At 62.2% G+C, this 26,108-nt stretch carries 25 protein-coding genes; 3 read left to right on the top strand and 22 right to left on the bottom strand.

Annotated elements, in window-relative coordinates; all coding sequences use genetic code 11:
* The 21 genes from G3480_RS17480 to surE all read right to left on the bottom strand — a co-directional run.
* Positions 1–1,069 (bottom strand): MCP four helix bundle domain-containing protein (locus tag G3480_RS17480; protein WP_206171767.1); only part of this gene is annotated, 1,069 nt, incomplete at its 3' end.
* 80 nt (positions 1,070–1,149) lie between these two features.
* Positions 1,150–3,369, bottom strand: a complete 2,220-nt coding sequence (locus G3480_RS17475) for a chemotaxis protein CheA (RefSeq protein WP_164655175.1) — start codon at positions 3,367–3,369, stop codon at positions 1,150–1,152.
* Positions 3,366–3,695, bottom strand: a complete 330-nt coding sequence (locus G3480_RS17470; RefSeq protein WP_164655174.1) for an STAS domain-containing protein — start codon at positions 3,693–3,695, stop codon at positions 3,366–3,368. The genes G3480_RS17475 and G3480_RS17470 overlap by 4 nt, the downstream gene beginning before the upstream one ends.
* Before the next feature lie 22 nt (positions 3,696–3,717).
* Positions 3,718–4,086 carry a response regulator gene (locus tag G3480_RS17465; RefSeq protein ID WP_164655173.1) on the bottom strand — a complete coding sequence of 123 codons (369 nt, stop codon included), beginning with the start codon at positions 4,084–4,086 and terminating at the stop codon, positions 3,718–3,720.
* A gap of 40 nt (positions 4,087–4,126) precedes the next feature.
* Positions 4,127–5,221, bottom strand: a complete 1,095-nt coding sequence (locus tag G3480_RS17460; RefSeq protein WP_240905885.1) for a methyl-accepting chemotaxis protein — start codon at positions 5,219–5,221, stop codon at positions 4,127–4,129.
* A 549-nt stretch (positions 5,222–5,770) separates the two neighbouring features.
* The gene (locus G3480_RS17455) at positions 5,771–6,913 is read right to left on the bottom strand and encodes a DUF5610 domain-containing protein (RefSeq protein WP_164655172.1); all 1,143 of its coding nucleotides are present in this window, start codon (positions 6,911–6,913) and stop codon (positions 5,771–5,773) included.
* Positions 6,914–7,479: 566 nt separating this feature from the next.
* On the bottom strand, positions 7,480–7,722 hold the full coding sequence (locus G3480_RS17450; protein WP_164655171.1) for a DUF2835 domain-containing protein: 243 nt from the start codon (positions 7,720–7,722) through the stop codon (positions 7,480–7,482).
* 88 nt (positions 7,723–7,810) lie between these two features.
* Complete coding sequence (locus tag G3480_RS17445) at positions 7,811–8,101, bottom strand: PilZ domain-containing protein (protein ID WP_164655170.1); 291 nt, start codon at positions 8,099–8,101, stop codon at positions 7,811–7,813.
* 140 nt (positions 8,102–8,241) lie between these two features.
* Positions 8,242–8,445, bottom strand: coding sequence for a cbb3-type cytochrome oxidase assembly protein CcoS (ccoS, locus tag G3480_RS17440; protein WP_164655169.1), 204 nt, complete (start codon positions 8,443–8,445; stop codon positions 8,242–8,244).
* Between the two features lie 64 nt (positions 8,446–8,509).
* Positions 8,510–10,978 carry a heavy metal translocating P-type ATPase gene (locus tag G3480_RS17435; RefSeq protein WP_206171771.1) on the bottom strand — a complete coding sequence of 823 codons (2,469 nt, stop codon included), beginning with the start codon at positions 10,976–10,978 and terminating at the stop codon, positions 8,510–8,512.
* 103 nt (positions 10,979–11,081) lie between these two features.
* Positions 11,082–11,591: a FixH family protein gene (locus G3480_RS17430; RefSeq protein WP_164655167.1), complete on the bottom strand. Its 510-nt coding sequence runs from the start codon at positions 11,589–11,591 to the stop codon at positions 11,082–11,084.
* A gap of 27 nt (positions 11,592–11,618) precedes the next feature.
* Positions 11,619–13,061, bottom strand: coding sequence for a cytochrome c oxidase accessory protein CcoG (ccoG, locus tag G3480_RS17425; protein WP_164655166.1), 1,443 nt, complete (start codon positions 13,059–13,061; stop codon positions 11,619–11,621).
* Between the two features lie 691 nt (positions 13,062–13,752).
* On the bottom strand, positions 13,753–13,905 hold the full coding sequence (locus G3480_RS27680; protein WP_167752476.1) for a hypothetical protein: 153 nt from the start codon (positions 13,903–13,905) through the stop codon (positions 13,753–13,755).
* A gap of 142 nt (positions 13,906–14,047) precedes the next feature.
* Entirely contained in the window at positions 14,048–14,944 is an 897-nt protein-coding gene (gene ccoP, locus G3480_RS17420; protein ID WP_164655165.1) for a cytochrome-c oxidase, cbb3-type subunit III, read from the bottom strand.
* A gap of 14 nt (positions 14,945–14,958) precedes the next feature.
* The gene (locus G3480_RS29260) at positions 14,959–15,147 is read right to left on the bottom strand and encodes a cbb3-type cytochrome c oxidase subunit 3 (protein WP_164655164.1); all 189 of its coding nucleotides are present in this window, start codon (positions 15,145–15,147) and stop codon (positions 14,959–14,961) included.
* On the bottom strand, positions 15,140–15,892 hold the full coding sequence (ccoO, locus tag G3480_RS17410) for a cytochrome-c oxidase, cbb3-type subunit II (RefSeq protein ID WP_164655163.1): 753 nt from the start codon (positions 15,890–15,892) through the stop codon (positions 15,140–15,142). The genes G3480_RS29260 and ccoO overlap by 8 nt, the downstream gene beginning before the upstream one ends.
* Positions 15,893–15,904: 12 nt before the next feature.
* Positions 15,905–17,338 (bottom strand): cytochrome-c oxidase, cbb3-type subunit I, encoded by a 1,434-nt coding sequence (gene ccoN / locus G3480_RS17405; RefSeq protein WP_164655162.1) that lies wholly within the window; start codon positions 17,336–17,338, stop codon positions 15,905–15,907.
* 300 nt (positions 17,339–17,638) lie between these two features.
* Positions 17,639–18,655 carry an RNA polymerase sigma factor RpoS gene (gene rpoS, locus G3480_RS17400; protein ID WP_164655161.1) on the bottom strand — a complete coding sequence of 339 codons (1,017 nt, stop codon included), beginning with the start codon at positions 18,653–18,655 and terminating at the stop codon, positions 17,639–17,641.
* Between the two features lie 31 nt (positions 18,656–18,686).
* Positions 18,687–19,058, bottom strand: a complete 372-nt coding sequence (locus G3480_RS29255; RefSeq protein WP_338114161.1) for a murein hydrolase activator EnvC family protein — start codon at positions 19,056–19,058, stop codon at positions 18,687–18,689.
* A gap of 572 nt (positions 19,059–19,630) precedes the next feature.
* Entirely contained in the window at positions 19,631–20,302 is a 672-nt protein-coding gene (locus G3480_RS17390) for a protein-L-isoaspartate(D-aspartate) O-methyltransferase (RefSeq protein WP_164655176.1), read from the bottom strand.
* Entirely contained in the window at positions 20,293–21,042 is a 750-nt protein-coding gene (surE, locus tag G3480_RS17385) for a 5'/3'-nucleotidase SurE (RefSeq protein WP_164655159.1), read from the bottom strand. The genes G3480_RS17390 and surE overlap by 10 nt, the downstream gene beginning before the upstream one ends.
* Before the next feature lie 264 nt (positions 21,043–21,306).
* Here surE and G3480_RS17380 point away from each other — a divergent pair, with 264 nt between their 5' ends.
* The 3 genes from G3480_RS17380 to lgt are packed head-to-tail and all read left to right on the top strand — an operon-like array spanning position 21,307 to position 24,724.
* Positions 21,307–21,861 carry a Smr/MutS family protein gene (locus tag G3480_RS17380; RefSeq protein ID WP_164655158.1) on the top strand — a complete coding sequence of 185 codons (555 nt, stop codon included), beginning with the start codon at positions 21,307–21,309 and terminating at the stop codon, positions 21,859–21,861.
* Between the two features lie 26 nt (positions 21,862–21,887).
* Positions 21,888–23,864, top strand: coding sequence for a hypothetical protein (locus G3480_RS17375; RefSeq protein ID WP_164655157.1), 1,977 nt, complete (start codon positions 21,888–21,890; stop codon positions 23,862–23,864).
* Between the two features lie 14 nt (positions 23,865–23,878).
* The gene (gene lgt, locus G3480_RS17370) at positions 23,879–24,724 is read left to right on the top strand and encodes a prolipoprotein diacylglyceryl transferase (protein ID WP_164655156.1); all 846 of its coding nucleotides are present in this window, start codon (positions 23,879–23,881) and stop codon (positions 24,722–24,724) included.
* A 57-nt stretch (positions 24,725–24,781) separates the two neighbouring features.
* Here lgt and G3480_RS17365 read toward each other — a convergent pair whose 3' ends face one another.
* Complete coding sequence (locus G3480_RS17365; protein WP_164655155.1) at positions 24,782–26,011, bottom strand: glycine betaine ABC transporter substrate-binding protein; 1,230 nt, start codon at positions 26,009–26,011, stop codon at positions 24,782–24,784.
* Positions 26,012–26,108 lie beyond the last annotated feature (97 nt).

The raw sequence follows: 26,108 nt of genomic DNA, 5'->3' as shown, positions 1-26,108 counted from the left end.
AGACCCCAAGCATCTTGGTCTGGTCGAAGCTGATGGCGAGATCGCCCTTGGCGATCTGACGCGTGATCTCGGCAATCTCCGCCGGATCCTTGCCGAGCTGCGCCATCACCACACGGATGATCCACCATGCGATGAAGATGCCAACCGCGAGGGCGATGGCAGAGAGCGCACTGATGATGACCACCGCGCGCGCATTGGAGGCCTGCAGCTGCGGACCCAGCTCGTCTTGTTCGGCCTTGTAGGAGAGCTTGACGTCCTCGATGTCCGCGGCAAACTTGGGGCCAATGGCATCGAGCGTATCGGTCACCAGGGTGTTGCGCTCCTTGGTCGCCTGGACCAGGCGATCGAAGGCGTTCTTGTACTCGACCTTGAGCCGCAGCGTCTCCTCGAGCCAGCGGCGACGCTGGACGTCCTGAAGCGCGGCATCCAGCTCGGCGAGATTCGTCTCGAGCGACTGCCACTCGGAGTCCACGCGGTCCGCAGCATCCTGGGCGTTCGTGTCGATGAACTTCATGACATAGACGCGTGCCAGCAGCAGATTGCGCAGACTGCGGCTCGCCTTGAGCACGGCTTCGGAGTCAGCGTCGCGATTCGCCGTCTCCAAGATCTGCGTCAGTTGCTGCTCCAGCGTCTTACCCGCGATCGCCAAGACCTCACGGTCCAGCCTGTCGATCTCATCGGTGTGTGCGACGACTTTCTCGAAGGTCGCCGCATAGGTTTCGATCGCCGCGTCGGCGGATTTGATCTTGGCCTGCCGCTCTGGGCTCTTGATGAGCGCAGCGGTCTCGCTCAGCAACTTCTCACCGGCAGTCAAATAGTCGCTGAACTCCTTTTTGTCCTTCTCGCTATGCGTCGTCAGGTAGTCCTTGACCTGAATCCGCGCCATGAGCATGTTGGCCTGCACCTCGCCCATGGCGTTAGCGCGAATGGCCATGTTGCGGTAGTCCCCGAAGCCCGTCGAGGCCCCGTTGATGGTGAAGAAGGCTACCCCTGCAACGACAACGAGCAGCACCAGCACGATACCGAATCCTAGAACCAGCTTTTTGGCCATCGTCATTGACCGAAACATGACACTCTCCTCATCAAACCTTTGACTAGCCTTGAGCCCTTGAGCCCTTGAGCCCTTGAGCCCTTGAGCCCAATGCGACTTCAACTTCTCGACTGACGCTTTCTGCCGTGATCACCGGTGGTATTGGCGATGGCGGCCAGCTCGGACGCATCCAGGATCAGGGCGATGTCACCCGTCCCCAGGATGGTCGCACCCGCCACGCCACGCAGACGCTCGAAAACCTTGCCCAAAGGCTTGATGACGGTTTGCAGCTCGCCCAGGAGTCTATCCACCACCAGACCCATCTTGTGATGACCGAAACGCACGACGACTAGGCTCTCACGGCGCCTGCTGTCGCTGCCCTGCGGCTGACTCTCGAACAGCTCGGTGAGTCGGATGAAAGGCAACACCTCGCCGCGCAGATTGATGTAGTGCTGATCGTGCTGCTTCATGGTCTGGGCGGCGTCGATCTCGACGCACTCGACGACCTGAGACAGCGGGATCACGTATTGATCGGTCCCTGCACTAACGAGGAAGCCATCGATGATGGCGAGCGTGAGCGGCAGGACGATGGTGATCTTGGTGCCATTGCCCAACTCACTCTCCAGCTCGACCGAGCCGCGCAGGGCCTCGATGTTGCGTTTGACTACGTCCATGCCGACGCCGCGTCCGGACAGATTGGTCGCCTCCGCCTTGGTCGAGAGTCCGGGCGCGAAAATGAGCCGCAGCGTCTCTTCCTGCGTGAGGCTGTCCTCGGCCGACACCAGACCGCGCTCCTCGGCCTTGGCGCGGATGCGCGCTGCGTCCAGCCCGGCGCCATCGTCCGCAATCTCGATCACGATGTGCCCGGAGTCGTGAAAGGCATTGATATGAATGGTTCCGTTGAGGGACTTGCCCGTCCCAGCGCGCACCTCGGGTGTCTCGATCCCGTGATCGACGGCGTTGCGGATCAGATGGGTCAGCGGGTCGGTCATCTTCTCGACGACCGTCTTGTCCAACTCGGTCTCGCCGCCGGTGATGACCAGATCGATCTCCTTGCCCAACGCCTGGCTGGCGTCGCGCACCACACGGCGGAAACGCGAGAGGCTGTCGCCGATGGGCACCATGCGCAGTTGCAAGGCGTTGTCGCGGATCTCGGAGACCAGGTAGTCGACGCTGTCGACCACCTCGGTCATGTCCTCCATCTGGGCGCGGTCGGCCATGACGCGGATGGCCGCACTGCTGGTCACCAGCTCGCCGACCAGGTCGATGAGGTGGCCGAGCCGCAGGGCGTCGACGCGGATCAAGCGCGTCTCTTCTTGACGGCGCGCGCGTGCGCCCTCCTGGGTCTTGGCGGCCTGCTCGACCATACCAGGCTTGACTGAGCCCTGCTCGACAAGGATCTCGCCTAGGCGGCGCTTGGGGCTGGCGACATCGGACGCCGGCTCGGCGCTTGAGGACTCTTGCGCCTGCAAGGCAAGCGCCCGGTCGAGTTCATGCTGGGTCAGGGCACCCACGCCGACCAGGAGTTCGCCGATGCAGCCGACCCGCTCGTCCGGAACCGAGCTGAGCAGCTCGAGGTACTTTGCATGCGCCGAGTCCGGCTCAAGGATGCGGATGTCGCAGTCCTCGTCGGCGAAATCGAAGACCCCGGCAATGGTCTCCTTGCTGGCATCGCTGCGAAAGGCGATGCCGAAGCAGAGATAGCAGCCTTCGGGATCGAAGGGATCCTCGTGCTCATCGCAGACGTCGAAGAGCGTCTCCACATGCACCATCTCACCAAGCGAGCCGAGATAGCGCAGGAAGGAAAGCGGGTCCATGCCGTTGCGGAAGGCATCCCGGTGGAAGCGCAGTGTAATGGTCCAGACATCCGTGGTGGCGGGGAGGTGCTTGGGCGCCTCGGCATCGGCCACAGTGTTCAGTACCTCGGCCGACCTGGAACTTGGCTCGGCCTGTCCCAGTCGCTCGAGCAGCTCGGCCCCAGCCTGCGCGAGTTCGGCGTCCAATCCACTTTCACCTTCGGGGGCGTCCGCAATGGCGTCGACCAGTCGGGCGGTGTGGTCGCGGCAGGCGAACAGCGTCGCGATCAGCGGCTTGGTCAGCGAAGTCTTGCCGGAGCGCACATCATCCATAAGGGTCTCGACCCTATGGGTGAAGTCGACCACGGGGTCGTAGCCAAAAACACCACCCGTTCCCTTGATGGTGTGCATGGCACGGAAGACCTCGTTCAGGGACTCGGGGTCTCCGGGCTGGTCCTCCAAGGTCAGCAGGGCGTCCTCCATGGACTGGAGGAGTTCCGCGACCTCACTGAGAAAGGCCTGACGCGCGCTGTCCAGACTCATGCCGGCTGCTCCTCCGTCAAGGGATCGGACACAATGCCCAAGCGCGGCGCAAGCTGCAGCAGTTCCAGCACCGCGGCAACCGCTTCACTGTGCGCAACCAACCGAAAGCGCGTCCCCTGCGCCTCACAGGTCTGTTTGAGCCAGAGCAGGAGCTGCAGCCCGGCGCTGTCCATTTCGGAGATGGCGGAGAGGTCCAGATCGCAAAGGTCCCGATCCTGCAAGGCTCCGCGCAGTCGAGCGAAGGTCTCAGCAGCGGTATAGATGGTCAACTCACCCTCGAGGACAATGCGGTCGTCCGAGCTGGATTGAGCAGCGCCCGTGGTCATGGCTCTAGCCTCTGGCTCGTTATCAGGGAAGCACTAGCTTGGAGACGGCGTCCAACAGCATCGGGGGCTGGAAGGGCTTGACCAGCCAGGCCTTAGCGCCCGCCTCGCGGGCCGCCGCCTTCTTCTCCGGCTGACTCTCCGTCGTCAGCATCATGATGGGCGTGAACTTGTAGTTAGGCAGTTTCTTCGCCTCCTTGACGAAGGTGATGCCGTCCATGTTCGGCATGTTCACGTCGCTGACGATGAGGTGGACCTTCTGCCCCGTCAGCTTGTTAAGCGCATCGCGGCCATCGCACGCCTCGATAACGTCGTAACCCGCCCCTTTGAGTGCGATTCCGACGACACTGCGCAGGGACGCAGAGTCGTCAATCACCATAATGGTCTTCGCCATACCAAGCTCCGTCGATTAGAAGTCCCATTGATTAGAAAAACTAGAAAAAAGTCAGCTCTGATTCCGCTGATTGATCGGACGTCCCAGCCTGACCGTGATGGAGGTTCTGCTCCTCAATGGTGCTGTAGGAGGCGAGCATATCCGCGAGGAGCGAGTCGATCTCCAGGATGTCGCGTGCCTGTTGCTGGGAATCATGCAATGAGGTGGCGCGCAAACGCTCGCTCAAGCGGTCGAGACCGCCACAGACGTGGACGAGGACTTGACTGGTGCGGTCTTGGAATTGGAGATCCACCAGTGAACTCGCGATTTGCTCGCGGATGGTCTCGCCCAGCTGCCGCAGGCTCTGTGCGTCCTGACTCAATGAGTCGGTGGTCCCGCGCAAGGCGTTGAGCACGGTCTCGACCTTATCCTCGGAACTCTTGACCAGGCTGTCGGCATCTTGGAGGGAGGACTGCACCATCTGGCGCGTCTGTTCGAGCGAACGGGCCAGTTCGTCAACCTTGGCGCTGATCCGCGATCCCGTTGCGGCCGAGGATCCAGCCAACTTGCGGACTTCCTCCGCGACCACGGCGAATCCGCGACCCTGTTCGCCGGCGCGGGCGGCCTCGATGGCGGCGTTGAGGGCGAGGAGATTGATCTGCTCGGCAACCGAGCGCACGTCTTGGGCCATGCGCTGCATCTCGCCGCCGAATCCGGCAAGCTGCACCACATGCTCGGCGACATCGGCCTCGCGGTGCAGGATCTGCTCGAAGGCAGTGATCAACCCCGTTAGGGTCGTCTGGCTTTCTTGGAACTGCGCAAGGATCTCCTGTTCCTCGGCATCGCCCGAGCGGGCGGCCTGGATGACCTGCTCCAGATCCCCAACCAGGCCGCTGAAGGTTTGAGAGAGGTGGACGACGCTCTCTTCGGTCAGATCACGAGAATGTTGGATATGGCGGACGAAGATGGGAAAGAGTTCGATCGCCAGACGCTCGAGCGCATGCTCCCAAGCCTCAAGCTGGCGTTTGCCCTCGTCGCGAGTCTGCTGGATCTCATCACGCGCAGCTTCGGCGCTCAGCGTCAGCGCCTTGCGATGCAGGAGTTCGACGACAATGGCGACACAGAGTAGGAGTAAGCCGAGAAGCCAGGTGGTCATCGAAGACGGACGCATGCTAATCAACATGCTGCCTGCGGCGACTCCCAGGAGCGCGGTCTTAAAGGGCCATTGCGACGCGCGCGAGAACAACCGGGAGAGCGAATTGGCCAAGCCTACCTCCTCACCCCGCCTGTAAGACACCTCAACAAGCGAAGCCTTGCATAAGAGCGTACCGACTCGCGAGTGCTCAGATCCGCCTCTGAGAGGATGAGGACTCGCAAGGGTTCTCGCTCGGTTCCGAGAATTTTGGCGCCGCCAAAGCGGCCCCTGTTATTCCAATCCCGGTTTGCTACTGCAATCCAGATGGCCACGATGCTGTCTGTGGCCTCCAGAAACCGGCGTCTCGGATCATCCCTCAAGTCATCTTCATAGGGCTCCCTGAGCTATCCATCGCTGTAATCCATGCATCACCGAATTTCCTCAGCCGCCGCGCCCTCCTTCTAGGCGGACGTTCTTGGCGCTGAGGCTCAACGCGTGACCGACTGAAGGGTCAGCCACGCCTTGTGCCTAATCTCCATTAGACGTCTGACGTCGCCGCAAAGTCTAGACTCAGTCCACACTTTCGAAGGAACTCAGCATCCGCTCCAAGTTGTCCTTATAGGCACCCTGCTGATCCGCGTCAACATCCTTAAACCGCGTATCCTGCTCGACCAGCCCCTCCATGATGCGACTGGCGATCTTGTCCACCTGACTGAGGAAGTCGAGCCCAGGTTTCTGGAAGCTGTCGCTGAAGTCGCGCATCAAGTGACCCAGCCGACGGCCATGCCGCGTGTGCTCCGGATTGTCGATCTGCTGCGTCTCCTGATAGGCCTGTGCGGCGCTATATTGCTCGCTCCGACTCATGTGCAGATTCATTGAACTCAGCTGCGAGCTGTCGAAGGAAACGTCCGATACCTGCTCGAAGGCCTTCTGGACATCGCCGGCGAAGAAGTCATTGGCAACTTCGCCAACGTCCTGAACCAGCGCCTGGATGGCGTCGATCTCTTCGACGCTGAGATCGCCTTCAACGCTGAAGCTGTAGCCGCTCTGCTCACTGCGGCTCAGGTCCATCACGGCGGCGCGATTGCCTTGATCGTCCTGCGCGTAGGCAAAGCTGCCTTGGGCGTTCAAATCCTGACTGAAGCTGACCCGCACAGTGTCACCGTCGCGCGTCTGCAGCGTCAGCTCGAAGTCGTCCGCGCGCTCGTAACGCACCGCCGCCGCCATGGCCTTGGTCCCGCCGGCACTCTGCGCCTTCCGATTCGGCGCCAGCTCGGCCAGGGTGTCGAAGGTTGCCTTCTCCGTGGCCTCCACTTGGTCCTTGACGTTGCCATTGAGCATATCGAGGTTCTTGAGGATGTCCTTGGCCTCCTCGAACCCCTGTTTCACGCCCTTCATGGCGCTGTCGTAGAGTGCCTGGACCTCCTCTTCCGAACGCCCCCGTGCCTTGGCGCTCTCCAGCCCGGCCGCGACGAACTTACCGATGCGTGCGGCCACCTTCTCGGGCGTGTATTCCGCCGCATCCAGGGCCTTCAAATCTTTCGACTCCATCCCGGGAATCTCGCGCGCCAGTGATTCAAATGCCTTGTTCTGGAGACTGGACAGGGCGTCTGCCGGCTGATTCCCGATCTTGGGCCCCTGACTCATGGTCTGGCTGAAAGACTTGAGCGTGTAGCTGTTTGAGACGAAGGAGGCGTAGCTTTGGATCGCCATTAGGATCTGCTCCAAGAAGGGCTGTGCGTAACCCAATTAACGGCAGAAGCGGCGCAGCCTTTAGGCATCGCTGGCGAATCGCCCTGCGGGCGTCCGCCCGGCTGCTCGGCAAGCCTAAGGCGGTAGGATGGGCAAAGTCCGCACTCGGGGCTTGAGCGTCACCTCGGCGCTAGGCGGACGTGCCCATCCTGCAAAGCGCTGACCTGGGATGATGGGCACGCCCCGCGACCCTCGGCACTCCGAAAGAAGCGCATCGCCAGGGCTTTGCCCATCCTACGGGATTGGAACTGCGGGTCTGTTGTTTCCCGGACATCACCTTAGAAAGCGTCCATCAACAACTTCCCCCCTTTCGCAAAGGGGGGCTAGGGGGGATTTCGGGCGGCATCGCTCGCATCGGGAAACAATTGATGAGCGCTTTCTTAGCATCGCCGACGGATCACCCTGCGGGCATCCGCCCGGCTGCTCGGCAAGCCTGAGCCAACCGCGGCCTAAGGGGCGCCGCCCAAACACGCTTACGACGGCAGAGCGACTTCAGGAAGGGAAGTGAGCGCCCGATGGCTCTTGGCTCATGCTGAACGTGGCTGGGCTGCAGGATGACGCTCGATCGAGACGAGCTTGTGGTCTTGATCGACGGTGAGGCAGAAGTGGCCGCGAATGCCCTCTTGGGTGACGAAGGGGCGCAGATTCACGGCCGGGATGGAGAGGCTGCGGCCATCCGAGGCGCGCACGATCACGCGACCCGCCGTGCCTCGGTAGTATTTGAGGTATTCCGAGGCCGAGATGCTGAGACTGAAGTAGAACCTCTGCATGGCGCAACGCCTGATGACAGACTTCCTAGCGGCTACCCCTGCTTGGCGCTCACGGCCGTCACGCGCATCACGGCCAAGGCCCGAGCGCTCAAGCGCCGCCGGTGAAATGGACCCCGATCAGTCGCCCCTCTTCCACTTGGGTGACGCGCGCGACACGGCCCGAGCGATGCAGCGGCTCCAGGCGCTCGCTGGGGCTTCGAATCAGGATGTCCAGCTCCTCGTCCAGCTCGATGGTCAGATCCGAGATGAAGGCGCACCCGGACGCGCTCAGGTTGTAAAGCTTGGCAGTGACCACTTCACCGCTCGACAGCCGCGTCACCTCGATCTGGGTCTCAGCGATCATCCGTTTGAAATCGCGCCGTTCGTCGTCGAGTAGCATGCTCGAACTCCTTGGTTATCAATTGTCTGGTTGCAACGCGAAGGCAACCGCCGATCATGCCGCCTTCCATCCCGCTCAGCATGCGCTAATCCGGTTCGCGGCCAGCCCGAGATCTGACAGCCGTGGCATCGGCGCGCCCCTTAGTGGGTTCGCTCGTTGCGATCGTCGTCCGCGTCAGCATCCGGCAGGCGCCTGGGGTCGATCTCGTCTTCGTCGAGCAGGATACGCCGACCATCCCCGTCAAGGTCGTCGAACTGTCCGCTGCGAGCCGCCCAGAATAGCACGGCCACCGCTACCAGCCCCAAGACCAACATACCTGGGATTAGGCCATAGATGACATCCATACCAATATTCTCCACCAGTCGAGCAACATCTTCGACATCAGAGTATCCGGGATTGTGAACTGGCTCAAAGTGCCTTGACGAAGGTGCGGATGCGCGCGGAGTTGCCGATCACGGCCAGTGAACTCAGGGGCATCGAGACGGCGGCGATCAAGGGGGTGATCACCCCGCCCATCGCCAGAGGAACCATGATGAGATTGTAGAGAATCGAGATGCCGATGTTCTGGCGGATCGCCCGCAGCGTTCGGCGCGAGAGTTCGGCGGCCTCGATGACACGCCCCAGCTCGCTGGAGATGAGGACGATGTCTGCACTGGCGATGGACACATCCGTCCCGCTGCCCATGGCGATCCCGACGTCGGCGCGGGTGAGCGCGGGCGCGTCGTTGACGCCGTCACCCACCATGGCGACTGGGGTACCATCACGCTGCAAGCGGTCGATGACAGCGTCTTTCTCGTCCGGCAGCACCTCGGCGATCACCTCGATATCGCCGAGCTGAGCGGCGATCTGCTCGGCAACCTCGCGACGGTCTCCAGTCAGCATGGTGACCCGGATCCCGCCAGCCCGCATCAGCGCGACAAGGTGCGCTGCCCCTGGTCGCAAGCGGTCGGCGACGCGCAGTTGCATGACCTCGCGGCCATCGATGGCGCAATGCACCAGTCCGCCCGCCTCCGCCATGGATTGCGCGGCGGCATCCACCGGCAGTCGCTCGGCCACGCCGTTGCGCTCAAGCCAGTCCGCCGTGCCGATGACCACTGCCTGACCCTCGACGCGACCGCATATGCCGAGTCCTGGGGCCACCTGCGTCGCCGTCACGCTCAGACCCGCAGTGCTCAACTGCGATCGCTCGCAGAGATCGAGGATGGCGCGTGCCACCGGATGCTCGGAAAGGCGCTCGAGCGCGCCCAGGCGCCGCAGCTGAGCCCGCTGCACGTCGGTGAGATCGAGCGTGGTGCCACCATCGATCGCGTCGACTGGACTCGCTTGCCACTCGCCGTGTGAATCACGTAGCGCCATCACTTGCGGCCGGCCCTCGGTCAGGGTCCCGGTCTTATCGAAGACGAGATGCCGAATCGCTGAAAGACGCTCGAGGACAGCGCCATTCTTGACCAGGATGCCGCGGGAGGCGCCCAGACCGGAGGCGACGGCCACCGCCATGGGCGTCGCCAACCCAAAGGCGCAAGGACAGGTGATGATGAGCACTGAGGTGGCCGCCATGAGGGCAACCTCGACATCCGTCCGCAGCCAGATGAAGAAGGTCAGCGCCGCAAGCCCCAGGGTCGCGGCGACAAACCAGGGCACGACGCGATCGGCCAGGCGCTGGATGGGAGCTCGACTGGACTGCGCCGCCTCCACCAGGGCGATGATGCGACCCAGCGCGGTCTCGCGCAGCACGCCAGAGATTCGCACCTGGAGGACACCAGCACCATTGATGGTCCCGGCAGCGACGCGATCGCCAACCACCTTGGCGACCTTGCGCGACTCGCCGGTCAGCATGGACTCGTCGACACCGCTCTCACCCTCGGCGACATCGCCGTCGACGGGAATGCGCTCGCCCGGGCGCACCAGCACGCGCTCCCCGACCTGAAGCGAGCGGATGGGCACGACCTCCCCTCGCCCCCCTTGAACACGGGTCGCGACCTTGGGCTGGAGATCCAGCAGTCGTTGGGTCGAGGCGACGGCACGGCGGCGCGAGATCGCCTCCAGGTAGCGACCGACGAGGATGACGAAGAGGAAGTTGACCACCGTGTCCCAGTAGACCGCACCGACCTCGGAGCCGCCCACGGTAACGTAGAGCGAATAGCCGTAGGTCGTCGTCACCCCGATGGCGATCGGCAAGTCCATGCTGAGATAGCCGGATCTCAGGCCGGACCAAGCGCCCCTGTAAAAAGGGGCACCCGAATACAAGAGCGTCGGCGTGGCCAGCACAAAGCCGATCCAGTGGAAGAAGTCGCGGTGCTCGCCCTGATCCGCACCGCTGTAGAGCGCGATGGAGACCCAGAGCAGGTTCATCATCGCGAAGCCGGCCCAGGCCATGCGGAACAAGAGGGCACGGTTCTCGAGCCCGATCGCAAGCTCCGCGGAATGCGGATCAAAGGGTGTGGCCGCGTAGCCAATATCGGCAAGGCGCCGGAGGATCCGAGACAGCTTGAGACGGCCATTGTCCCAGCGCACCCGCAGACGTCTACCGGTCAGATTGACCCGCGCCTCCTCCACGCCAGGCAAGGATTCCAGACCCTTTTCGATCAGCCAGACGCAGGCGGCGCAGTGGATGCCCTCGACCAACAGATTGATCTCACGTCCCGCGCAGGCAACGTCGGTGAACTCCTCCTGGACGACGTCAAGATCGAAGAGCGCGAGGTCCTTAGGCGGCTCGGGCGGAGGCCCCAAGACCTCCCCCTCGGGCGTGCGTCGGTAGAAGCCCTCGAGCCCGGCGGCGAAGATGGCCTCGCAGACGGCCTTGCAGCCGGTGCAGCAGAAGCCCCGCTCCGCGCCCTCAATGGTGGCGGTCTCGCGGGCATCAGGGCTAACGGGCAGACCGCAATGGAAACAGCATTCCTGCGTCGCCTTGGCGGCAGTCGCGCGCGCGGGGTTCGAGCCTGGCGCTCCACCCTGTAGCGACCCGGACCTCCCAGCCGGCTCAGTAGCGGCTGACACTCACCCGCTCGCCGATGCTGTACTCGTCCTCGCCGGAATTCACCGCGATCAAGGTGTCCCAGACGCCGACGAGGGGGAAGCTGGCTTTGGCGACATAGCGGCCGCGATCCTCCCGCGTCATGGCGACGGAAAAGTCGCGCCCGGCATCCGATGGCCGATAGGCGTAGAGGGTTACAGCGTCCGGGTCGACCGGCTGACCGGCCTGATCCACCAGGAAGACCCGGATCCACTCAGGCTTGTCGACCATGAGAGCGGCGGGGATATCCGCCTCAATGATCCATTGCGGCGCCCGCGCCTTGCGCGACAAGAGTGTCTGCTCGTAGTGCTGACCGCGCTCGTAATAGTCCACGTTGACCAGCCCTGGACTGGTGGTGAAAGCCAGATACACCATGGTGATATTGACGCCGAGGACGGTCACGACCAAGCCGATCCAGCCAAGCACCCAGGGGCTGCGGAAGGCCGAGTTGTGTGGGATTCTTTCGATAAGAGTCATGGGCATAGATCCACCATTTCGCAGTACTCAGGGTCGAGGACCGATGAAGACACTCTCACGCTCGGCCTTCAGCGGTGCGCCAGAAGCGCGCGTCCCCTCGATATGAAAGGTAATGGGCTGCTGCTCGGACTCAAGCGCCCGCTCGGGGATCCTCACGAACACCGTTGTGCCCGTGACCCCGCCAGGCTCGGCCGCGACGGCCTCATCGGCGCCCGTTAAGACCAAGTCATGGTGACCCGAGGCGCTGATGCTGAAGGACACCAGGTCGGGAGTCTTGTTGAGGATCTTGAGGGTGTATCTGTTCTGGATCGAGCCATCGCTCTGCAGCACGAAGAGCGGCGCGCGCTCATGGAGCACTTTGAGTTCAACGGGCGCGAGCGAGGTGAGACCATAGAGGATACCCGCCAACGCCAGGATCAGAATGGTCGAATAGACCCAAACCCGCGGACGCAGCAGCATGGGCCTCGTCGGGTGCCCTTCCATCTCGTCCAATGAGGCGTAGCGGATCAGGCCGCGCGGCCGGCCGACCTTGTCCATGACCTGGTCGCAGGCGTCGAGGCAGAGCGCGCAGGTGATACAGCCCTCCTGCTGCCCGCGACGGATGTCCACGCCGGTTGGACAGACCGCAACACACTGATTGCAGTCGACACAATCGCCGCTAGCGCGACCAGCCTCTTCGCCACCGCGCTTGACCCGCCCGCGCGGCTCACCACGCTTCTCGTCGTAGGTCGGTACGACCGTGGTCTTGTCCAGCATGACGCCTTGGATGCGCGCGTAAGGACAAAGCCAGAAGCAGGTTTGCTCCCTTAGGAAGCCGGCGAGGACATAGGTGCCGGCCGTGAAGAGCGCCACCGTGGTATAGGCCGCACCATTGGCCGTGCCCGTCACGAAACTGAGCCAGAGCTGTGGTGCATCCGTGAACCAGGCGACGAAGCTAAATCCGGTGAAGAAGCCGATCAGTATCCAGATGAGGTGCTTGATCGCTTTGATCCGCAGCTTGCGGGCGCTCATCGGCGATTGGTCGAGCTTGCGTCGCGCGGCGGGCGGTCCCTCGAGCTTCTCCTCGATCAGGGTGAAGACGTCGGTCCAGACTGTTTGAAAACAGAAGTAACCGCACCAGACACGCCCAGCAAGGGCCGTCAGCACGGCCAAGAGGATGGCAAAGAAGAGCAGCAGCAGCGACAGCATCCAGAAGTCCTGCGGCAGGATGGTCGTGGAGAAGATATGGTATTGGCGATTCGGGATGTCGAAGAGGACCGCCTGATGGCCGTCCCAACGCAGATAGGGCCCCAAGAAGAAGACGAGCCAGACCGAGGACATGAGCCATTTGAAGGTCCGCCAGCGACCTGGAATCCGCTTGGCGTGGATGGTCTCACCGCCCGTGTTGACCTGCCAATCGTCGGCCTCCTCGTAGAGGTCGTCCACGACCGACGGCGTCTTTGCTGCTTCGTTCGTTGTCAACTTGACCATCTCCACTGCAAGGTCAATCAGGATCCAAGCGCATCCACTCGCGCCGATGCGCGCAAATCACCTCCTCCCTCGTTCTTCTTATGCTTTGACGGGTTGCGCGGCCCGCAATCAACTGACGGCCGACAGAACCCTGATTCGCAGCCATCCAGCAAGACTCGGAGCCTGAGCCAGCCGTCTCATCAGGCTTCACGACAAGCGAGCGCTTTGCCCCATTGCGCTTGCTCCTAGGCTGAGAGGCAGTGAAAGTAGGCGTCGGAGGCGCGCTATGGATGCCATTTCGAGCACAGGTAGCAGGTCGGGGGCGTCGATCATCGTTTCGGCCAGTCGTCTTCCCTAGGGTGAACAAGCGCAGCGCAGTCCACCAACGCCGACGCGGGATTCGGTGGACTTCGCGCTCGCTCGTCCACCGGCCCAACTGATGACCAAGGCCCAGGTCGGATTAGGTGTGCGCGGCAGGGGTGGTTGCTTGATGTTCAATTGCTTGGCGCGCACCCTAACCCGACACCTATCGTCGGGTTAGGCTACGCTAACCCGACCAACGCGGAAATACGCTCACGGTCTCTGAGGGGAGCATGGAACAGAGGCCGCGCCTGGCTGCAAACTCGTCGCGGCGGGGCGCCGCTCCCACCAAATCGAGCGGCTGCGCTGCTGTTCCGCGGCAACTCCATGGACACCTCAAGGCCCGGCAGGGTTACTCGGAAGCCCCGCCCTTGTTGGCCTCCGCGTCCCGCTTCATCAGCTCCACGACTTTGAATCCGAGGAAGACGACGATACCGATCGCGATCACTACCATCGCGATCGAGGTTAACGTCACCACATCCCAGGTCAGAAAGAATCCCCCCATAGAGGCTCGCTCCCAAGGCTATTGCGGTGAAGGTCAAGGGCAGGACGGCCGCCTCCGACATCAGTCTTTGGAGTCAGCCTTGACCCACTCGCGACGAGAGCCACTTGCGGGCCGAGGCGTCAAGCGACCCTCTCGCGTAGACCTACTGACCTCCACCAAGCTGGTGGACATAAACAACCAGTTTCTTGATCTCTTGATCGCTGAGCTGGCCTGTCGCCCCGAATGCCGGCATGACCGCATTGCGGGACTCGGGCACCGTCGCCTGATTGACACCATAGGTGATGGTGTGTTTCGCGCTCTCGTAGCCGCCCGGCTTGAAGCGCCAGATGCCATCGGTCAGATTCGCCGCGCCGACCGTGACGATGTCACCGTTGGGCAGCTCCACCAGGATCCCATTTCCGCTCTGCCCGTGACAGGCCGTACAGCCCTTCGTCTTGAATAGATTCCAGCCTTCCTCACTGCCACCCGCGCCATTGGTTTCGGCCATCTGCACGACCCACTTGGCCAGGGTGTCGATCTCGGCAGCGGTCAGAATGTCCTTATGGGGCGTCATGGCGCCTTGACGACCGATGGTGATGGACTCTGTAATCTTCGCCGTCTTGCCGCCATAGAGCCAATCGTCATCGGCCAGCACCGGATAGCCGGGATTACCCTGACCACCGCTGCCATGGCAGGCAGAGCAGTTATCACCGAAGAGCACCTTCGCGGAGGCCAAGGTATATTGCTTCAATCCGGGATCGGCGAGGATCTCGTCGGCCGACATGCCCTTGATCTGATCCTCGAACTTGGCACGCTTGGCCTCGACCTGCGCCATACCCGCCTCATATTCCTTCATTTGGCTCCAGCCGAGGAGACCCTGAGTCGGCTCCTGGCCGACCGGCCAGGTCGGATAGAGCAATGAATAGCCGACCACCCACAAGAGGGAGGCCCAGAATCCCAACATCCACCAGCGTGGAGGAGGATTCTTCAGCTCACGTAGGTTGTCGTCCCAGACATGACCGGTGTTGTTCTCACCGGGGAATGGATTGTGTTCCGCCATGGGAGTCTCCGTAGTTACTCGTTGTCCTCGTCGAACGGGATGTGCTTCTTGGCTTCGAGCCGCTCCCGGTTCTTGGGACGGAAGACCTGGAAATACGCCACGACCATGAGCAGGAAGATGACGATCGTGAGAATGGTTCCAACCCAATCGTTGATCGTCATCGCCTGCCAGTCGGTCTCGAAATACTCGACCAAGCTATTCACGATAGGCCTTGGACTCATCGAGCTTGACCATGGTGCCCAGCACCTGGAGGTAGGCAACCAAGGCATCCATCTCGGTCTTGCCTTCCGCCAAGGCCGGCGCGGCTGCGATGTCGGCATCCGAGTAGGGGACACCGACCAATCGCAGGCCTCCCATGTGACGCCTCAGCTTCTTCCCGTTGATATAGGACTCTTCGAGCCACGGATAGCTCGGCATAACGGACTCGGGTACGACAGAGCGCGGATTGTGCAGGTGCTGACGCTGCCACTCGTCCGAATACTTGCCGCCGACGCGGGCTAGGTCCGGACCCGTGCGCTTCGATCCCCATTGGAAGGGATGGTCGAACATGGACTCCGATGACAAGGAGTAGTGGCCATAACGTTCCTTCTCATCGCGGAAGGGACGGATCATCTGAGAGTGGCAGAGATAACAGCCCTCACGCTGATAGATGTCGCGTCCGGCAAGCTCGACTGCGGTCAGTGGCCGCACGCCATCGCCCGGCTGCCAGTTCCATTGTTCCTTGCCGTTCTCCCCAACCGCAACGATGGGATCCTGCCCCGCCTTCTCCCAGACGATCTCGGGGAACTTGTTGTGCTCCATCGTATTCTTCATGAAGAAGAGCGGAACGATCTCGACCAATCCGCCAACGGAGAGCACCAAGCCGAGGACGATCAACAATCCCCAGATGTTGATCTCCATCCATTCCTGAAAGCCCTTGGCCTTCACCTTAGGTCGCTTATCAGACATCGCTTTTCCCCCTCAGGCCGCGGCCGGGACAGCGCGGGCCTTGTCCAGGCTTCCGGACACGACCGACTTGCGCACCGTCATCAGTACGTTGAACAGCATCACCACAGCGCCCAGCAGGAAAATCATGCCGCCCACGGCACGCATGGCGTAGTAGGGATGCATGGCGTCGACCGACTCTACGAAGGTATAGGCCAGGGTGCCGTACTCATCGTAGGCACGCCACATCAGGCCCTGCATAATTCCGGAGACCCACATGGCGACAATATAGATGACGGTACCAATGGTCGCGGTCCAGAAATGGAAGTTGATCAGGCGCTCAGAGAACATCTCAGTGTGATAGAGCCGCGTCATCAGGTGGTAGATGGCACCAATGGAGATCCCGGCGACCCAGCCAAGCGCGCCAGAATGGACGTGCCCAATGGTCCAATCGGTGTAGTGCGACAGCGCATTCACGGTCTTGAGCGCCATGACCGGACCCTCGAAGGTCGACATGGCATAGAAGGCCAGCGCGATGATGAGGAAGCGCAGCACGTAGTCCGTACGCAGACGATCCCAAGCCCCCGAGAGGGTCATCATGCCGTTCACCGCCCCACCCCAAGAGGGAATGATCATGGCGATGGACACCGCGGCACCCAGGGAGCCGGTCCAATCAGGCAGTGCTGTGTACTGAAGATGATGCGCCCCCAGCCAGACATAGCCGAACATCAGGGCCCAAAAGTGAATGACGGAGAGGCGATAGGAATAAATGGGGCGGCCCGCCTGCTTGGGCACGAAGTAATACATGATGCCCAAGAAGCCCGCGGTCAGGTAGAAGCCCACGGCGTTATGGCCCCACCACCATTGAATCATGGCGTCCTGAACACCGGAGAAAATGGAATAAGATTTAAAGAGCCCGACAGGTATGGCCAAGCTATTGACCACATGCAGGTAAACGATCATGACCATCATGCCGAGAAAGAACCAGTTCGACACGTAGATATGCGACGTCTTGCGCGTCGCGATCGTCATGAGAAAATTGATGGTAAAGGAGAGCCAAACGACTGCAATGAGGATGTCGATGGGCCACTCCAGTTCAGCGTACTCCTTCGACTGCGTGATGCCGAATGGCAGCGTCAGGACGGCGAGCACGATGACGGCGTTCCACCCCCAGAAGGTGAAACGCGCCATCTTGTCACTCCAGAGCCTCACACCACAGGTACGCTGCACCGTGTAAAAGGCCGTGGCCATAAGCGTACAGCCGCCAAAAGCGAAGATGACAGCGTTGGTGTGCACCGGACGCAAACGACCGAATGAAATGTAAGGGGTATCAAAATTCAGAAATGGCCAAGCCAATTCTGAAGCGATATAGACCCCAACAGCCGCCCCTACCACGAGGTAGATCGCGGCCATGATCGTGAACCAGCGTACAATTTCTAAATTGTACTTCTGCTCCAGACTGGCTTGCATAGACCCTCCCATACAAATCGGGAAACAACACAAGAGGTTATGAGGCATTCCAGCCTGAGGCACGAAGTGCCACGATCCCTGGGCGCCGCACACGACATATCAATGGATTGCGCGCAGAAAGTCAACACAAACTAGGGCAAATGACACAGTTGACTATGGCACATGCCACAATCAGCGACTTAGGAACCAATGGAGAGGGAGGCTGCCGGTCGACGAACAGCCAGATCGCACAAGACAGATCGCACAAGACAGATCGCACGAGACAGATCGCACAAGACAGATCGCACAAAACTGATCGGCCTATTTAAAAAAGGAATCGATCGAAAACCCTTCCTTTTCCAGGATATCGCGCAACCGCCGCAATGCGTCCATTTGGATCTGCCGTACACGCTCACGCGTAACACCCAACTCCTGCGCGACGCTCTCGAGGGTCGAGTTCTCGTAACCATGAAGGCCGAACCGGCGCTCGACGACCTCACGTTGCTTGTCATTGAGCTTGCCGAGCCAATGATCGAGATTGGTGCGGATATCGGTGTCTTGAATCCGGTCAGCGGGGTCAGCGGCCGCTTCATCCTGAAGCATGTCGACCATGGGCTTGTCGGCTTCCTTGCTGTAGGGCGTATCCACGGAGGTGATACGCTCGTTCAGGCCGAGCATCCGCTTCACCTCGTCAATGGGCTTCTCGAGCAGATTGGCGATGTCTTCGCTGGTCGGCTCATGATCCAGGCGCTGGGCGAGCTTGCGGGACGCCTTCAAATAGACGTTGATCTCTTTGACGACGTGGATGGGCAGACGCACGGTCCGCGTTTGATTCATGATAGCGCGCTCGATGGTCTGGCGGATCCACCAAGTCGCATAGGTCGAGAAGCGAAAGCCGCGCTCGGGATCGAACTTCTCGACGGCACGAATCAGACCGAGGTTACCCTCTTCGATCAGATCCAACAGCGGCAGACCACGGTTGAGGTAGCGGCGGGCGATCTTCACGACCAACCGAAGATTGCTGACAATCATGCGCTGCCGCGCGGCATTGTCCCCAGCTTGGGCGCGCCGGGCGAGCTGAACCTCTTCCTCCGCCGTCAGCAGCTTGGATTCGCCAATTTCGTTGAGATAGAGGCGCGTTGCGTCGAAATCGGTTTCGCCGGAGCTGAAGCGTTCGACCGCGTCGCCAGCGGATGGCAGCGTCTCTTCTGTCGCATCTTCGACGACCTCCTCCGACGCTTGCGCATCGATGGCGTCGGAGTCGTCGCCGCCCGCGAGCGATTCGCTGTCGCCGTCAGCCGGGCTGTCATTGATCTCGCGTTCTTTGGCGGGTGGCATCCACCTGGTCCTCCGTTCACTGTTTCGGAGCTTATCGTCGGGCCGGCAGATAGAGGATTGGATCGACAGCGGCACCGCCCCTTCGCACCTCGAAGTGCAGGAGATAGTCGCCGTCCGCGCCCTGTCCGATCTCAGCGATCGCTTGACCGCCCCGGATGGAATCACCCTCAGCCGCAAGCAATCTGCGGTTAAATCCGTAAGCGCTCAGATACTTATCGTTATGTTTTACGATGATGAGATTGCCGTATCCCTTGAGTCCACTTCCGCTGTAGACCACAACGCCATCGGCCGCCGCACGGACCTGCTCACCCGGCCGACCCTTCATGCGGATTCCCTGCCGCGTGGGATCCCCCGCCCGGAATCGCTGTACGAGTTCGCCGTCCAAGGGCCACTGCCAAGCCACGGACGAGGGCTCGCGACGACTCCCTGGCGCCTCTGACGCAGCGGTGGGGGCGCTCGCTTGCGTCGGCTGCTTCCGCTGCTTCGGCTGCGAAACGCGCTTTGCGGGCGGGCGCTCCGTCCTTGGCGCGCTCTTCGTCTGCGGCTGCGACCGAGAGGGCGCTGCCGCCAGGCGCTTCGGTGGATTGCCATCCGGCGGCGCAACCCGCAGCAAGGTATCGGAATAGATCGTGTACGGCTGCCTCAGGCGGTTCCACTTGACGAGATTTCGCATACTGACACCGAGGCGCTCCGAAACCACGCTCAAGCTGTCACCATTTTTAACCAGATAGAAGCCCTCCGGAGCGGGTCCAGCCCAGTTCCAGCCGTAAATGGGTGCAGGTCGAGGTGAAGCGCAGCCGGAGATGATCAGCACAGAGACAAGAGCGATCAGCGCAACCGTTGATATAGCTCCCTTACCTAAGACTAGGGTTGGGATCCTTGGGTCTCGAAACAAGGTCATTGTGAAACCGCAGGCCTGGAGTCTTTCCTTTCAACAGGCAGACAAGCCCCGCCGTCCTCGCGGGCCAAGGCGACTCATGAAACGCCACTCAGTAGAGGTACGAAGCTGACGGCCTCAAGAACTTCCTGCTTGAATCCGCCGCGCGTCCGCGTCACCCGCACGAGCATCTGCTTCGTCCCCTCGCCCATGGGGAGGACCATGACACCGCCCGGAGCCAACTGCTCGGCCAGCGCCCTGGGCACGCCCCGGGGCGCGGCCGTAACCATGATGCCCTGATAGGGTGCGTACTCACGCCATCCCAATGCCCCGTCACCGTGCATGAAGCGCACATTGCGCTTCTTGAGTAAGCGAAGCCGCTCCTGAGCGCAGGCAAGCAGCTCCTGCAAGCGCTCGACGCTGTAGACACGACGCACCAGGGACGCCAACACTGCTGTCTGGAAACCGGACCCGGAGCCAATCTCGAGCACCGTGTCGGGCGTCGCGGACTCGAGCAGCGCCTCCGTCATGCGCGCGACCGTATAGGGCTGAGAGATCGTCTGCCCGTAGCCGATCGGCAGCGCGGAGTCTTCGTAGGCCCGGCTCGCCAGGGCCTCGTCGACGAACAGGTGACGCGGCAGCGCGCCGATCACGGCGAGCACGTCCGGGGAGCCGATGCCTGCTTGGCGAAGACGCGCGACCAAACGCTCGCGCGTCCGTTTCGAGGTCATCCCGATTCCAGGGTCGAAATCGTCCCGCATCAACTGCATGCTTCTAGCCAGCAACCAAGTGTCTCCAATGCGGAGTGTCGCGTTAGATCGACCTGCAACGGGGTGATCGAGACAAAGCCGTTGCGGATCGCGTCAAAGTCTGTCCCAGGCCCCGCATCCTGCTCAGGCCCAGCCGGGCCCACCCAGTAGATGACCCGCCCGCGCGGATCGCTCGAGCGGATGACAGGCTCGGCCTTGTGGCGATGCCCGAGCCGAGTCGCAGCAAGGCCGCGGAGCTGATCAAGCGGCACATCCGGGACATTCACGTTGAGGATGATACCGGACTCCAGCGGGCTCTGGCGCAGGTTGGCGACGAGCCGCACGGCAATCTCGGCCGCCGTCTCCAAATGCCGCGGCGCATGCGCCGCGATGGATACCGCAATCGACGGCAGCCCAAGGAACCGGCCTTCCGTCGCTGCGGCCACCGTGCCCGAATAGAGCACGTCGTCACCGAGATTGGGGCCATGATTGATCCCGGCGACCACAATGTCCGGGTCCACGTCCGAGAGCCCCGTCAGCGCCAGGTGAACGCAGTCCGTCGGCGTCCCGTCGACACGAATGAAGCCGTTCTCCATCCGCGCGGCGCGCAGCGGGACATCGAGCGTCAAGGAATTGCTCGCGCCGCTGCGATCACGCTCCGGCGCAACCACGAAAACCTCTCCCAACCGCTGGAGCGCATCGACGAGGGTGATCAAGCCTGGCGACCGGTACCCGTCGTCGTTGCTGACAAGGATCTTCATCGGTTCTTCATTGTCCCTTAGGGTGGGGCGGTGAACACGCCAGATGAGGCGACCCAGGGGCGAGGTACCAGGACAGCGGCACCCTGCTTTCTATCCCAGCGCCACCGCGTCCGAAGGATGCCGGAGCCACAAGCATCGGCCGCAAGCGCGGCGAACGCATTCGATGATACTCCAAGGTCGAGGCATCGGCACCCCGACCGAAAGCACCTCACTCGCTGTTATAATCTGCCGACCGTGGCGGCGCTACCTGGACCTAGATCGCAAATGAAGAAACAAATCCAAGAAACTGATCTTGAATTGTTTCACGAGCAGGTTCAGGACGTGCAACCAATACGCTCGGAGCAGTTGGATCCCTACCGCGTCAAGCCACGCCCGATCCCGCGCCCAAAGCGGATCGAGGCGCCCGAGGACGCGGTCGAGAAGCTCTCAGAGGCCGAGGTGGAAACGCACGACTATCTGCTCTTCTCCCGCCCAGGAGTCCAGCGTCGCCTGCTTGCGGACCTTCAGCGCGGCGCCATCGAAGTCGGCCTGGAAGTCGACCTACACGGACTCTATGCCGAGCACGCACGCGCCGTTCTCGCCGAGTTCCTAGCGGAGTGCGCTCACCGCCGCGTGCGCTGCGCCCGCATCATTCATGGCAAGGGCCACCGCTCCTCCGGAAGACAGCCAGTGCTCAAACAGAAGATCAACTACTGGCTCAGACTCTATGATCAAGTCCTGGCGTTTTGCTCGGCAAACCGTCGCGATGGCGGCACGGGCGCCGTCTACGTCCTGCTGCGCAACCCCAACAAGGCCAAGCGGGCAGGAGCAGAGCGCTGAACAGACAGAGCAGAGGATCGGCAAGGGTGCGACAGGTGGCACGCGCCCTCGGCGTCGCCGCGGCCGGGCTCTGGCTGGCCAACACCTTGGCATCCGAAGGCCCGATCATGGGTCTCGCCTACCAACCCTATGTCGGGCAGTGGAGCCAGCGGCCAGACAATCCCTATGCGCCGGGGAACTATTACATCCCTGCGTTCAACACCTATTCCGGCGGCATCGACCCCAAACACCCAGAAGGCTCGCTTGTCGCCGCCAGCCAGAAGCTCAGACTCACCTTTGACACAGAGGGGCGACTCACGGACGTCACCGCCCAAGGGGCGCTGAACTTCAACCCGAACGCACTCCGCAACGCTGGCGCCAAGGCTTGGAGCCGGACCTATTTTCGCAGCTTTGAGGGACGCCAACCGGGAGCCGCGCAGCCAGTCGACCATCAAGGCTCGGTGTTTCGTCAGCTCAGCTATCTGGTGTCGCAGGCAGGTGGCGCCCCCTTGACCTTGACGACCTATGGAACAGGCTTCCAAGCGGGCTATTGGCAAACTCTCGAAGGTCTGGAGTACGCAGTCTTTCCCATCTGGACCGCGAAGGAGGTGGCCTTCATAAACCCGGGAGATGCTGACTCGACGCAGACCCAGAGCATCGAGCAGATCCTGTTTTACTTCCCGCCGACCTCGGCCTACGTCCGGCCCGACCCAGCGCTGATCCGGGTCGAGACGCGCGGACAGCCAGGCCGGGATCTGGAGCTGGGCGCCGTGGATCAAAGGCTCTTCTCGCCGTCTCAGAAAGGCACGCCCGGCGCCCTGCTCAACCCAGGCTTCTTCGTCGGCGACGCCAACGCCCAGATCGCGCTGGCGGCCGCAGAGATCAATGCTCAGGCCGGCGAACGCCTGCTCAGCATCAAGCTCGGCGTCGACAATCTGGCCGTCGCGGGAAGCCTTGTGAACGATCGGATGCGCTTCGGAATCCTCTCCGCCCTGGCGCAGGCACAGCTGGCAAACGCGCGCTTTCCGAACACCGTGACCCACCTGATCGTCTCGAACGAGTACGCGCGGATCGTCTCGGCAGAGGTCACAGGTCAGCCGACGCCGACTCAACAGACCACCGAGATGGTGCGCTTCGCCAAGGCGCAGATGGAACCTGAGGGTGACTTCGCTGGCGTAAAGATCAAAGTGGGTGTGCGGGGCAATCAATTCGTCGCGATAGCCCCCACCACGGGCGACCCGGCAATAAGACAATTCACCCAGGATGTCGCCAAGCTGGTGTCCGTGGCGGACTTCCTGATGGAGAACCGCTATCCCAGCCCGGAGGCGGTCGAATCGGCCAGACAATCCGGTCACTGGAAGGTCTATTTCGACCCGATGAACGGCGAACTCAGCAAACAGTGGCGCGCTTTGGAGGCATCGATCCGCGCCCTACCCGGCGGTGGCGACATCGACCTCATGATCGGCGAGATTGGCCACCCGACGAATGGGATCTCCTTCAATCTGGCCGGGTACAGGAAGGACAATATCGAGCCGAAACCCGGAACAGCCTTCGCTCAGATCGCGGCGACGGTCGACCTTGAGCGGGCGCGCATTGCCCCGGAAGGGATTCGAATCTTTCAGCGCGACTTCAACGACACCTTGGCAACCGCCTTCGTCCACGAAGCCCTCGACTGGTCAAGGCGCACAGGCGTGCAGCTGCATCTCTTCGAAGCCTTCGACGAGCCGCACAAGGCAAGCCCGAATCTCCCGCTGCCAGGATTGTCCATGAAGCAGTCCCTGCTGAATCAATCCGGCAGCTATGGCGCAGAGGCCTACTTTGGTCTCTTCGGCTACACCGGGGTCGCCGCCTTTCAGGGCGATCCAGAGACCGGCGTCCAGCCGCGACCCGGCGGCCTCATGACGGACACCTTGCCGCCCGGCGTGCGCTGGGCCAGCCAGTTCAAAGGCACCTTCTACGCGAAGCTGCCTGATCTCGACTTCGCTGGCGCCGCGCATGCGTTCAAAGCCGTCACACCGCCGTGATACCATTCGCGCCCATGCTGACCTATCCAGACATCGACCCAATCGCCCTCGCCGTTGGCCCCATTAAGGTCCACTGGTACGGGCTGATGTATCTCATCGGCTTCGCCCTAGCCTGGGGCCTGGGCCGCTGGCGCGCCGGCCGCACGGGCGGCTGGAACGCGGACATGGTCGACGACATCATCTTCTACGGTGTCATCGGCACTGTGGTTGGCGGACGCCTGGGCTACATGCTCTTCTACGGCTTCGATCAGATCATCGCCAACCCGCTGAATATTCTGCGCGTCTGGGAAGGCGGCATGTCCTTCCACGGCGGCCTGATCGGCGTCCTGGCGGCGATGCTCTTTTTCGCGCGCAAGCACGGCATGCGCTTCTTCCAGGTCACGGACTTTCTTGCCCCGCTAGTCCCGCCCGGCCTGCTCGCGGGACGCCTCGGGAACTTCATCAACGGCGAGCTTTGGGGACATCGCACGGAGCTTCCCTGGGGGATCCGCCTGCCCTGCGATCAGTTCCCGCGCCAGTGCTTGGACCAGGCGTCGAGCGCAATCTACAGCCCTCCCGTGCACGCCTCCCAACTCTACGAGGCCGCACTCGAAGGCCTCGTCCTCTTCGTCATCCTCTGGATCTTCTCCAGCAAGCCGAGGCCAACCATGGCGGTCTCTGGGGTCTTCTTGATCGGCTATGGCAGCTTTCGCTTCCTGGTCGAGCTGGTCAGGCTCCCAGACGCGCACATCGGCTATCTCGCCTTCGACTGGGTGACCATGGGCCAGCTGTTGTCGCTTCCCATGATTCTATTCGGGCTGCTCCTCTTGGGACTCGCCTATCGCGCAGGCCCCAAGGTCGAGGGCAGCGCAGCAGGGTGACGAACGCCGCTTTGTCCGCAGAGCAGGCATAACCTCCTCGGACTGGAAGGTCCTCGACTACTTCGTCCGCGCCCTGATCCCACGCGGCACGAGCGTCCGCTCGGCCCACTCGAAGAGCCACTGCACGCCGAGCGCAAAGAGCGCCGAGGGGACGGCGCCCTCGAGGATGAGCGCGGTATCGTCCAATCGAATGCCGGTCAGAATCGGCTGACCATAGCCACCGGCACCCACTAAGGCGCCAAGTGTCGCCGCCCCCACATTGATCACCGCCGCTGTCTTGATCCCCGCAAGCATCATCGGCAGCGCCAGCGGGAGTTCGATCCGTCTCAGCCGCGCGGCCGGCGGCAGCCCTAAGGCCTCGGCGGACTCGCGCAAGGCCGTCGGGATACCCGTGATGCCGGCATGGGTGTTGCGCACGATTGGGAGCAGGCTGTAGAGAAAGAGCGCAACCAGCGCGGGACCCGCCCCAATGCCGAAGAATGGGATCATGACCACCAAAAGCGCCAGGGCTGGAATGGTCTGCAGAATCCCGACGACGGCGAGCACGGCCTGACCAAGACGGCGCCGATAGGCCGCCAAGACGCCGAGCGGAACCGCGACGCAGATCGCCGCCGCCAGAGAGACGCCAACCAGGGCGGCATGCTCGAGGCTGTAACGCGCCAAGCGCGCCAGGAAACCCTCGGCACTCGATTTCAGATCGAGCGCGAAGGTCTCGCGCAGAAACTGACGTGCCACTTCCGCCTCCGATCGGCCGTCGAGCTTGACGGCCGCATTGAGCGCGACCATGCGCTCGACATCAATCAAGCCCAGCGCGCGCTGCAGCGCCTTCAATGCCTCTGGCGCTCGCGCCTGCAAGTCGTCGCGGTAGATGAGCACGGCGTCATACCGCGGGAAGTAGCCGAGATCGTCCTCCAGGGCGCGCAGATCATAGTAGGCAATCTCGGCATCCGTGGTGTAGACCTCGGTGACGTCCGCCTCGGCGGCGCCCAGCGCCCGATAGGCAAGCTCGTGCTCAACGCCCCGCACGTCCGCTTGCGGCAGCCCATAGCGATCGCGCAGACCGGGCCAACCGTCGGCGCGATCCATGAACTCGCTTCCCAAGCGGAATTTGAGTTCCGGATGGGCCTTGAGATCCGAGACGCTGGCGATACCCAACTCCGCCGCCCGCGCCTCGACCATGCCCAGGGCATAGTTGTTCTGGAAGCCGATCGACCCGGCGAGCCGAATGCCGCGCTCGGCGAGCCAGGCGCGCAGCTCGGCCGCGCTGACGGGCTGCTCGCGCGCCATGATCTCGTGACTCAGGGTCCCGGGTGCGACCAGAACTGATGCAGGGGCTAAACTTGAGTTTTCCCTCTTCTGCGCCGAGGCATCGCATCACCATGTT

The sequence above is a fragment of the Thiorhodococcus mannitoliphagus genome (assembly GCF_010915725.1).
Taxonomy (GTDB): domain Bacteria; phylum Pseudomonadota; class Gammaproteobacteria; order Chromatiales; family Chromatiaceae; genus Thiorhodococcus; species Thiorhodococcus mannitoliphagus.
Note: the sequence above shows the minus strand (reverse complement) of the source record. Positions and strands in the feature narration are given on the sequence as shown.

Excerpts from the sequence above, each read along its gene's own strand:
- G3480_RS17390 (WP_164655176.1), bottom strand. The coding sequence starts at position 20,302 with ATGCAGTTGATGCGGGACGATTTCGACCCTGGAATCGGGATGACCTCG.
- G3480_RS17460 (WP_240905885.1), bottom strand. The coding sequence starts at position 5,221 with ATGACCACCTGGCTTCTCGGCTTACTCCTACTCTGTGTCGCCATTGTC.
- ccoG (WP_164655166.1), bottom strand. The coding sequence starts at position 13,061 with ATGGTCAAGTTGACAACGAACGAAGCAGCAAAGACGCCGTCGGTCGTG.
- G3480_RS17470 (WP_164655174.1), bottom strand. The coding sequence starts at position 3,695 with ATGACCACGGGCGCTGCTCAATCCAGCTCGGACGACCGCATTGTCCTC.
- G3480_RS17430 (WP_164655167.1), bottom strand. The coding sequence starts at position 11,591 with ATGACTCTTATCGAAAGAATCCCACACAACTCGGCCTTCCGCAGCCCC.
- ccoO (WP_164655163.1), bottom strand. The coding sequence starts at position 15,892 with ATGTCTGATAAGCGACCTAAGGTGAAGGCCAAGGGCTTTCAGGAATGG.
- rpoS (WP_164655161.1), bottom strand. The coding sequence starts at position 18,655 with ATGCCACCCGCCAAAGAACGCGAGATCAATGACAGCCCGGCTGACGGC.
- G3480_RS17450 (WP_164655171.1), bottom strand. The coding sequence starts at position 7,722 with ATGCAGAGGTTCTACTTCAGTCTCAGCATCTCGGCCTCGGAATACCTC.
- G3480_RS17445 (WP_164655170.1), bottom strand. The coding sequence starts at position 8,101 with ATGCTACTCGACGACGAACGGCGCGATTTCAAACGGATGATCGCTGAG.
- ccoP (WP_164655165.1), bottom strand. The coding sequence starts at position 14,944 with ATGGCGGAACACAATCCATTCCCCGGTGAGAACAACACCGGTCATGTC.
- G3480_RS17365 (WP_164655155.1), bottom strand. The coding sequence starts at position 26,011 with ATGGCGCGCGAGCAGCCCGTCAGCGCGGCCGAGCTGCGCGCCTGGCTC.
- G3480_RS27680 (WP_167752476.1), bottom strand. The coding sequence starts at position 13,905 with ATGGGGGGATTCTTTCTGACCTGGGATGTGGTGACGTTAACCTCGATC.
- surE (WP_164655159.1), bottom strand. The coding sequence starts at position 21,042 with ATGAAGATCCTTGTCAGCAACGACGACGGGTACCGGTCGCCAGGCTTG.
- G3480_RS17380 (WP_164655158.1), top strand. The coding sequence starts at position 21,307 with ATGAAGAAACAAATCCAAGAAACTGATCTTGAATTGTTTCACGAGCAG.
- G3480_RS17455 (WP_164655172.1), bottom strand. The coding sequence starts at position 6,913 with ATGGCGATCCAAAGCTACGCCTCCTTCGTCTCAAACAGCTACACGCTC.
- ccoS (WP_164655169.1), bottom strand. The coding sequence starts at position 8,445 with ATGGATGTCATCTATGGCCTAATCCCAGGTATGTTGGTCTTGGGGCTG.
- G3480_RS17465 (WP_164655173.1), bottom strand. The coding sequence starts at position 4,086 with ATGGCGAAGACCATTATGGTGATTGACGACTCTGCGTCCCTGCGCAGT.
- lgt (WP_164655156.1), top strand. The coding sequence starts at position 23,879 with ATGCTGACCTATCCAGACATCGACCCAATCGCCCTCGCCGTTGGCCCC.
- G3480_RS17475 (WP_164655175.1), bottom strand. The coding sequence starts at position 3,369 with ATGAGTCTGGACAGCGCGCGTCAGGCCTTTCTCAGTGAGGTCGCGGAA.
- ccoN (WP_164655162.1), bottom strand. The coding sequence starts at position 17,338 with ATGCAAGCCAGTCTGGAGCAGAAGTACAATTTAGAAATTGTACGCTGG.